Consider the following 7,935-nt stretch of genomic DNA (forward strand, 5'->3'; position numbering starts at 1 on the left):
CGAAGCATTTCATGGGCACGGCAACATTTTTGTTCGAATGCGCCCCGCGGTTAGATGACTTTCCAAATTTTGTGCTGTGAGCAGTCGACGCCTGCCCCTTTCGCAGCCAACGCCGCTGAACGTGGCGCGACAATCATTCTCGGCGTTCATCGGCGGAGGAGCACGAGAGATTCAGACAGCGTTGCTTCGGCTTCCAAACGAGACAGCCAGAAGATCTGCTATCGCCGCGAGACATCGCTCGCCGATCCGGGCCGTCGAGCCAAACGGGTTGCCGATGATGCCGTTGGCGGTGACAGACTTGATCCCGTTTCTCCACATTGCCTGAAGCTGCTCCTCGGATAGCGCGCCGAGATGCCCGACCTCGAACCGATCGAGCCGAACGCTGTCGGGGCGGAGCAACATCATGAGCGACGTCTCCGCGATATCGGCATGTCCTCCAACCGCATTCGGGTCACCACCCGCTTGCTCGACGGCGCTTCGCCATCTCTCGATCCAGGCGACGGCATCGCAGTACGCGTCGATCTCGACGTCCACCGGAACGGCGCTCCTCAGCCGGGGAAGCATGTCCCGGAGCGCGGGAAAATTCCCGATGTGCCCCGAGAACAGCAGAATGCGCCTGAAGCCATGCCTCGCAAGACTTGTGCAATAATCCAGGCAGATCGATTCGAACGTCTCCGGGCGAATAGAGATCGTCCCCGGGAAGACCAGATGGTGGGCTGAACAGCCGACCTTGATGGTGGGCGCGATCAGGGTGCGTCCCAGATGCCGCGCCAGCCTTGCCGCGATGGCCTCTGCATGATCCGCATCCATGCAGAGCGGAAGGTGCGGTCCATGTTGCTCCACAGCTCCGCAAGGTATCAGGACGGTCGATGCCCCCGCAGCAAGAGCGGCCGATACCTGTTCGAAGCTCATCAGTTCAAGGCGGAGCTCGTCAGGCAATGCCGGTGCGGTCATTCACGCTTTCCCTGGCTGTTTCGACAGAAAGCGCGACCGCGCCTGTGCCGAACTATCGTCTACCAGGTAGGCCGCGAGATCCTCGATCGTCACCGCCTCGAGCGCAGCATCGTCCATTTGGCCCGTCAGGTTCAGCGAATGCTTGATCGCCGCAAACAGCTTGCGCTCCTTTCCACGAAGATACTTGCATACCTCCCCGGCTCTCACCATCACTTCCGCGGTGCTTGCGATCTCGTTGATCGCCCCAATTTGGAGTGCCCTTTGGGCGTCGGTCAAGTCGCCCCAGTAGAGCAATGCCTGCGCCTCACGAAGTCCAAGCTTCTGAACTGCCTTCCGGATTCCTTTGGCTGCAGGCAAGAGGCCGTGGTTGATTTCCGGGAACCCGACCTTGCATTCATGGTTCGCTACGACGTAGTCGGCGTGAAGAAGAAACTCCAAGGCCCCGCCGACGGCGTAGCCACGCACGGCACATACGAAGGGCGCGGGGTATCTCTCCATCTCGCAAAGAAGCGCGTGGAAGCTCCTCATCCGAGGCCGGGATATTTCGATGCCGGCGACCTCCTTTATGTCTCCGCCCGCGCTGAAGAAGCGCTCGCCCTGGCCGGTCAGGACAATGCCCGGCGGCGACAGCTCACGAGACAATGCGCGAAACGTGTCCAGCAGCCGGCCAACAAGGGCGTTATTCAGCGCGTTTGCCGGCGGCCTGTTCATGGTCATGGTGACCACATCACGGTCGCGTTCGATCAGAAGGGCGTCATCGGCTTCCATAGAATTAGCTTAAGCGAGGCTTTTCGGAATTGATTGCGGTACACCCTTTCCCCGACGCCGCTGCTCGACACGAATGGTCGTGCCCGGGCCGTTTCGCGGCATCTTCTGCCGCGATCGCTCGGCCCACCTTTCGGACAGGCGCGATCCGCCATTAGGACCACTACAATCCAAGATAAGCGCGCTGAACCTCGGAATTTTTCAGCAACTCGTCGCTGGATCCGTGGAGCACGATTGAGCCGTTCTCCAGAACATAGCCGCGATTGGCCAACGCAAGCGATTTTGCCACATTCTGCTCTACCAGCAGGACCGTGGCTCCCTGCTCGTGCAGGGACTTCACCACACGAAACATGACGTCCGTCAGCGCGGGCGACAGCCCGATGGAAGGCTCATCAAACATGACGACCTCGGGCTTTGACATGATTGCACGGCCGATAGCCAGCATCTGTTGCTCGCCGCCCGATAGCGTACCGGCCAATTGCCCCCGGCGCTCACAAAGCTTCTCAAACAATTGATAAACGAACTCGAGCGTTTCGGACTGCCCGGCCTTCGCGCGTTTCAGCGCCCCTCCGAGCAGCAGGTTTTCTTCCACAGACAGACTTCCAAATATCTGCCGACCTTCCGCGACCTGGGCAATGCCGCGCTCGCAGATCTCCCATGGCGGCATACCGGTGATATCAACACCATTCATTTTGATGATACCGCTCGATGAGCGAACGATGCCCGAGATTGATCTGATGAGTGAGGTCTTCCCTGCGCCGTTCGCGCCAACGACGCAGATCAATTCGCCTTTGTGGATCTGCAGGGAAACGCCGTTCAAAGCGCAGGATCCATCGTACGCGACACAAAGTCCATCGATCGTCAAAAGCGCACCACTAAGCATGGAAGCCTGCCCCCAGGTAGCTCTCGAGGACTTTCGGATCTGCAACCACTTCTCCGGGAGTTCCCTCTGCGATCTTGGCGCCGTGATGCAGCACCACCACACGCGAGGCTACTTCCATCACGATGCGCATGACGTGCTCGACAAGGAGGATCGTCAATCCACCTTCGGCAAGCTTCTGCAGTACGCCTACAATACCCGCAGCTTCAGTCGGTCGCAGACCCGCCATAACCTCGTCCAGCAAGAGCAATTTGGGCCGGGTCGACAACGCCTTGGCCGTTTCCAGCATTTTCCGGTCCGGCAGCGTTAATTGATCCGTCCTCGCCTGGGCCTTGGCGGCCAGACCAACGCTTTCAAGGGACTCGTACGCCTTCGATCTGGCCTCGCTTACGTTTCTGGTCCAGCTGAAGGCTCCGATCATGGCATTCTCAAGCACCGACATCTCGCGCATCGGCCGCACGATTTGAAATGTTCGCGCGATACCCATCCTGCAAACAGTCTCGGGTGGCGAATTGTCGATCTGGCGGCCTTCGAACAGCACCCGGCCGCTGGTCGGCTTCAGGGCACCAGCGACCAGGTTGAAGCATGTCGTCTTTCCCGCTCCATTCGGTCCAATCAGCGCTGTGATCCGCCCCGCTCGAAGTGAGAAGCTTACATCCTTTACCGCGACCAAGCCTCCAAACGATCGGGACAGGTTCTCGACCTCAAGCAGGGCTGTCATTCTTCGACCTTTCGGGACTGCCACAGCCATGCCGTGGGTGGCGCCTGGATGGCTTTGCAAAGGCGCACAATCGCCGGCCAGATGCCGTCTGGCAGGAACCAGACGACCGAGATCAGGACAACACCGTAGGTAATATTGTTCAGTCCCGGGATCCGAAGACTGTCGCCGAGCGCGCTCATCAAGTGGTTGAGGGGAATCGCGGCGAGCGACCCGACCAGCGGACCGAACGTAGTCCCCAGCCCCCCGACCACGGGCCCTAACAGGACGTCCACCGATAGCCCCATCCCCATGATCGAGTCCGGGAATATCGACCCTTGCACGAGCGCCAGAACGCCACCGCCCGCGGCGGCTGTTGCAGCCGATAGCGAGATCACGAGAATCTTGTGCTGGAAGGTCCGGACGCCGAGCGCGCGTGCGGCCGATTCGTCGTCGCGCATCGCCCGCCATACGTATCCGAGGTAGGATCGTGAAATAAATTCGGTTCCGATTACTCCCAACGCCGCCAGTGCAAGCGCGACGAAGTAGTAAAAGCGGACATCGCCGCGAAGCATGGAGATCTCGATCCCGCCTGTTGGCGCAGGAAAGAACAATCCCTGCATTGCGCCCACGAACTCCCAGCCACTGAACATGATCCTGGCGAACTCGGCGGCAGCAATCGTGAGCAGCGCGAAATAGATACCGCGAACCTCGAACCGGAAGCTTAACCAGGCGATCGACGCGCCAACGGATCCGGCGAGGATCATTCCGGTCAAGAGCCCGACCCACGGCGAAATGCCGTACTTTACGTAGAGGACACCGACGGAATAGGCTCCCAGCCCGACAAAAAGGGCGTGACCGATCGATAGCTGCCCGCCGATCCCAAGCATCAAGTTCCAGGACTGACCGAGGAAGGTGAACAACAATACGATCGTCATCAGCGAGATGACGTAGGGGTTTGCCAGCAACCCGACCAATCCCAGGACAGCGAAGACCGTTATCCCGGCAAGCCACCGTGCCCTTTCCAGCCCACGGTCAAATTTCTTTTGCACCAAAAAACCCCCTCGGACGGTAAACCAGGATGATGATCAGGAGCGCGTAAGGAAGCGCCGTCTTCATCGAAGGCGTGAACATCAACGCCGCGATTGCCTCGGCGACGCCGATCACCAGACCTCCGAGGAGAGCTCCGCCGAAGCTGCCGAGTCCGCCCACGATAACCGTCACGAAAGCAAGGAGAGTGAAATCGACAGCGAGATATGGTTGAGCGTCGAACAGGGGAGATATCAGGGCGCCGGCGACCCCTGCGCAAGCTGCGCCGATGCCAAAGGTAACCGCATAAACTCGTGGAATGTTCAGCCCAATGATGAGACCGCCCAAACGATTGTCCGCCGCCGCCCGCAGCGAGCGGCCGAACGGGGAGAACTTCAGATACGCTCCGAGCAGAGCTATGAGCAGCCCGGCGGTCGCTGCCGCCTGCACTCTTGCCAGGTCGAGCGTCAGAAGGCCGAGAGATACGGTCTGGAAGGACAGCTGCGAGGCAGTTGGACGCGGATCCGGCCCGAACGCGACCAACAGGGTGCCGCTAAAGAGCAACGACAGGCCGATGAAAACAATGAACTGATAGTGATGCGGCCGGTTCACGAACCGCTTCACGATCAGCGCTTCCAGCAGATATCCGAAGGCGAACATCACGACCGCAGCGATAACTGCCGCCACGATGATTGGCACGTTCCACAGCCGAACCGTCCAGTAGCCGATGTAGACACCGAACACGACCATCTCGCCGTGCGCAAAATTTACGACGCGCATGACGCCGAATATGATGGTCAGGCCCAATGCGACGAGACCGTAAACGAGACCGAGCAGAATGCCGCTCGCAAGAACATTGAGCCAGAGCGAGAGCATCAGCAAGCACTGACTGGCGCGAGCGAATGCCGGGTATTGGACACCGCAACACTCAGATAGGCTGCTACCCGCAGCCGGCCGCGCTCGGATAGGATCGAGACCACCCCGGCGTTGAGTTCCCACCTGATCTGGTCAGCGAACATGGTCCCTCGCATTGGTATTTCTCCTGCGTTTGTGACAGATATCCTCTTGGCCGCCGGACCCTATGGCCTGAGCCTTTGCTTCGCATTCGCGGTCGGCGTCTGGGCGCTATTCTCACTGAGTGCGACACTCATTCGGCAGCCCGTGCGCTGGACCTTCTAACGCTTCGGTACGGTGAATTCGCCGTTTACGTAGACAAGCGGCTCGCGATCGAGGTTGGTTGTTTGGGCAACAACTTCGCCGACGAAGATCGTATGGCTGCCGGCATCGTACGAACCGGAGACGCGGCAGTCGAAGCTGCAAATTGCCTCGATGAGGCTCGGCGCACCTGTCATGAGTTGACGCCATAAACCGTCAGCAAAGCGTATGTCGCCCTTGCTTCCGTCCTGCCCGGCAAACTTCTTTGCGAGCTCGGCGTGATCCGCCGTGAGAATGTTCCAGCAGAATGATCCGCTCTGCTTTATTGTGTCGTGGCCACCGGCGGACTTGTTGACGCAAACGAGCACGCTCGATGGTTCGGTTGACAATGAGCACCCGGCCGTCAACGTCAAACCGTGCCTGCCCGGTCGCACCCCCGTCGTCACGATAGATACCGCGCCGGGCACGTTGCGCATTGCGCTCCGGAATTCCGCGCTGCTGAACACCGGGGATGATTGGTTTGGCATCGGTGACACTCGGAAGTTCATGGTGATGGGTTCCCGCAAATACTCGAACCGAGTTGTCCGGCGCCGGCTAGCCGCCCTGCTTGTTCGACGCTTGAAAGAGCTGGATCGTGTTGTTTTGCGGATCCTTCAAGCAAGCCACACGGCCATGCGCCCCCATGTCCCGCACTTCGCCGAAAGCCTCGGCTCCCAGGGCGCGGGCCCGATCGAACGCCAGATCCAGATCATCCACTTCAAATACGACGACCGCGTTCCGAGCCCCTTCGGAAGCCGACTCTCCGGGACCTGCGATGCAGAAGGCGGCCTTCTCTCCGGCGAATTGAATCCATTTGGCGCCGTCGGCGAAGCGGATCGTCAGTCCAAGCCCTTCATAGAAGCGGGCTAACGCTTCAGGTTCCTGGGCGGTAAGATAGATGTGCTTGAGCTTCATCTCTTGCTTTCAATTCCGAGCGCACCATCAATCCGTGACCTCCGGCCACGATTGCCTGATGATACTTGCGCCGCCCGGTCGGCATTAATGTTTGAAGTTCTCACCCCGCGCATCGCCCACCAGCATATTATGCTGCAGGCTATCGGGGCCGGCTTGTTTAATTTCCAGCGCAAGCGACGACGAGAGGTGATTCATAGCGTCATTTTCTCGGCAGTGCGTTCGGCGCGTATCGTCGCTTGCGCCAGTTGCGATTTGCCTGGCGCCGGTCCGTTGATCATCCATGTGAACCCGCTGCCGCTGAGCGCTTGCGCAGCTCGCGAGCTATCCGATGACCGAATTTTCCTTTATTGGTCCCTGCCGGCGCATTCGCGCATCTGCGAACAAGCTCGATTCTTGAACCGCCGCATGTCGCATGAACAAGGCTTTCAGAATGCTCACGTCATCGTGTCGTGGAACTACGCACGCCTTGATGTGGTGGGAACTGAAAGCCAGATGCGGGCGCAAAATCGGTCAACCTTGATCGCCCGCAGCCCGTTGCATATGGGGCGGTCGCCCTTTCCCCGCCTTGGGTTAGCCGAAATATCCTTACCGTAGAATGCGAAGATCGCGATCCCTGATTGTCACGCGAACTCCAGGATCAGCGCATCGACCGCGAGCGTGGCGCCGGCGGCGGCGTGGATCTTCTTGACCGTGCCGTCGCGCTCGGCGCGCAGCACGTTCTGCATCTTCATGGCTTCGACCACCGCGAGCGTCTCGCCGGCCTTGACCTCCTGGCCCTCGGTCACCGCGATCGACACCACGAGTCCGGGCATCGGGCACAGCAGCTTCTTGCCGGTGTCGGCGGCCGAAACCACCGGCATCAGCCGCGCGGAGGTCGCCTCGGTCTCGGTGAAGATATAGACCGGCACCTCAAAACCCTGATGCGCGAGGCGGAAGCCGTTGTTGATCGCCCGCACCTGCACGGCGACGAAATTGCCGTCGATGGTGCCCTGCCAGACCGGCTCGCCCGGCGCCCAGCTCGACACCAGATTGTGCGGATTGCCGGGCAGCCCGTCAGTGCCGATGAAGCGCACTGCGATGGCGTCGTCCTCACGCGCGACGTCGAGCGCAATCTCGGCACGATCGAACCACACCGCGCGGCGACGCTCGCGCTGCACCACGCGGCCGCCCATCTGGCCGGAGATCTGCCGCTTGCGTTCGCCGAGCACGTGATCGATGGCGGCGCCGACGGCCGCCAGGCGTCGCGCGATCTCGCCCTCGGGCGCACGCGCGGAGAATCCCTTGGGGAATTCTTCCGCGATGAACCCGGTCGAGAGCCGGCCCTCGCGCCAGCGCGGATGGTTCATCAAGGCGGAGAGGAACGGAATGTTGTGCCTGATGCCGTCGACATAGAAGGCGTCGAGCGCGGTCGCCTGCGCCTCGATCGCCGCGGCGCGCGACGGCGCGTGGGTGACGAGCTTGGCGATCATCGGATCGTAATGGATCGAGATCTCGCCGCCTT

10 protein-coding genes are annotated in these 7,935 nt (G+C 60.4%); 1 reads left to right on the plus strand and 9 read right to left on the minus strand.

Annotated features, from left to right (window positions below):
- Positions 1-171: 171 nt before the first annotated feature.
- The 8 genes from AKN84_RS15105 to AKN84_RS15140 all read right to left on the minus strand — a co-directional run bounded on the left by AKN84_RS15105 (position 172) and on the right by AKN84_RS15140 (position 6,434).
- Positions 172-954 carry a creatininase family protein gene (locus tag AKN84_RS15105; protein ID WP_050421473.1) on the minus strand — a complete coding sequence of 261 codons (783 nt, stop codon included), beginning with the start codon at positions 952-954 and terminating at the stop codon, positions 172-174.
- The gene (locus AKN84_RS15110; protein WP_050421474.1) at positions 955-1,722 is read right to left on the minus strand and encodes an enoyl-CoA hydratase/isomerase family protein; all 768 of its coding nucleotides are present in this window, start codon (positions 1,720-1,722) and stop codon (positions 955-957) included.
- A 160-nt stretch (positions 1,723-1,882) separates the two neighbouring features.
- Entirely contained in the window at positions 1,883-2,539 is a 657-nt protein-coding gene (locus AKN84_RS15115; protein WP_244485122.1) for an ABC transporter ATP-binding protein, read from the minus strand.
- A gap of 55 nt (positions 2,540-2,594) precedes the next feature.
- Positions 2,595-3,320, minus strand: a complete 726-nt coding sequence (locus AKN84_RS15120) for an ABC transporter ATP-binding protein (protein ID WP_050421476.1) — start codon at positions 3,318-3,320, stop codon at positions 2,595-2,597.
- The gene (locus AKN84_RS15125) at positions 3,317-4,348 is read right to left on the minus strand and encodes a branched-chain amino acid ABC transporter permease (RefSeq protein WP_244485124.1); all 1,032 of its coding nucleotides are present in this window, start codon (positions 4,346-4,348) and stop codon (positions 3,317-3,319) included. The genes AKN84_RS15120 and AKN84_RS15125 overlap by 4 nt, the downstream gene beginning before the upstream one ends.
- A complete protein-coding gene (locus AKN84_RS15130) occupies positions 4,332-5,201 on the minus strand; it encodes a branched-chain amino acid ABC transporter permease (protein ID WP_050421500.1) in 870 nt (289 codons plus the stop codon). The genes AKN84_RS15125 and AKN84_RS15130 overlap by 17 nt, the downstream gene beginning before the upstream one ends.
- 299 nt (positions 5,202-5,500) lie before the next feature.
- A complete protein-coding gene (locus AKN84_RS15135; protein ID WP_244485126.1) occupies positions 5,501-5,956 on the minus strand; it encodes a flavin reductase family protein in 456 nt (151 codons plus the stop codon).
- 118 nt (positions 5,957-6,074) lie between these two features.
- Positions 6,075-6,434, minus strand: coding sequence for a VOC family protein (locus AKN84_RS15140; protein WP_050421478.1), 360 nt, complete (start codon positions 6,432-6,434; stop codon positions 6,075-6,077).
- A gap of 87 nt (positions 6,435-6,521) precedes the next feature.
- Between AKN84_RS15140 and AKN84_RS15145 the strand changes: the two genes are divergently transcribed.
- Entirely contained in the window at positions 6,522-7,028 is a 507-nt protein-coding gene (locus AKN84_RS15145; protein ID WP_050421479.1) for a hypothetical protein, read from the plus strand.
- A 26-nt stretch (positions 7,029-7,054) separates the two neighbouring features.
- On the opposite strand, the gene AKN84_RS15150 is transcribed toward AKN84_RS15145, so the two are convergent.
- Positions 7,055-7,935: biotin/lipoyl-containing protein (locus AKN84_RS15150; protein ID WP_128970833.1), on the minus strand; the 881-nt coding region annotated here is incomplete at its 5' end.

The organism is Bradyrhizobium tropiciagri, from assembly GCF_001189845.1.
Taxonomy (GTDB): domain Bacteria; phylum Pseudomonadota; class Alphaproteobacteria; order Rhizobiales; family Xanthobacteraceae; genus Bradyrhizobium; species Bradyrhizobium tropiciagri.

Excerpts from the sequence above, each read along its gene's own strand:
- AKN84_RS15110 (WP_050421474.1), bottom strand. The coding sequence starts at position 1,722 with ATGGAAGCCGATGACGCCCTTCTGATCGAACGCGACCGTGATGTGGTC.
- AKN84_RS15140 (WP_050421478.1), bottom strand. The coding sequence starts at position 6,434 with ATGAAGCTCAAGCACATCTATCTTACCGCCCAGGAACCTGAAGCGTTA.
- AKN84_RS15145 (WP_050421479.1), top strand. The coding sequence starts at position 6,522 with ATGTTTGAAGTTCTCACCCCGCGCATCGCCCACCAGCATATTATGCTG.
- AKN84_RS15130 (WP_050421500.1), bottom strand. The coding sequence starts at position 5,201 with ATGCTCTCGCTCTGGCTCAATGTTCTTGCGAGCGGCATTCTGCTCGGT.
- AKN84_RS15105 (WP_050421473.1), bottom strand. The coding sequence starts at position 954 with ATGACCGCACCGGCATTGCCTGACGAGCTCCGCCTTGAACTGATGAGC.
- AKN84_RS15120 (WP_050421476.1), bottom strand. The coding sequence starts at position 3,320 with ATGACAGCCCTGCTTGAGGTCGAGAACCTGTCCCGATCGTTTGGAGGC.
- AKN84_RS15135 (WP_244485126.1), bottom strand. The coding sequence starts at position 5,956 with ATGCGCAACGTGCCCGGCGCGGTATCTATCGTGACGACGGGGGTGCGA.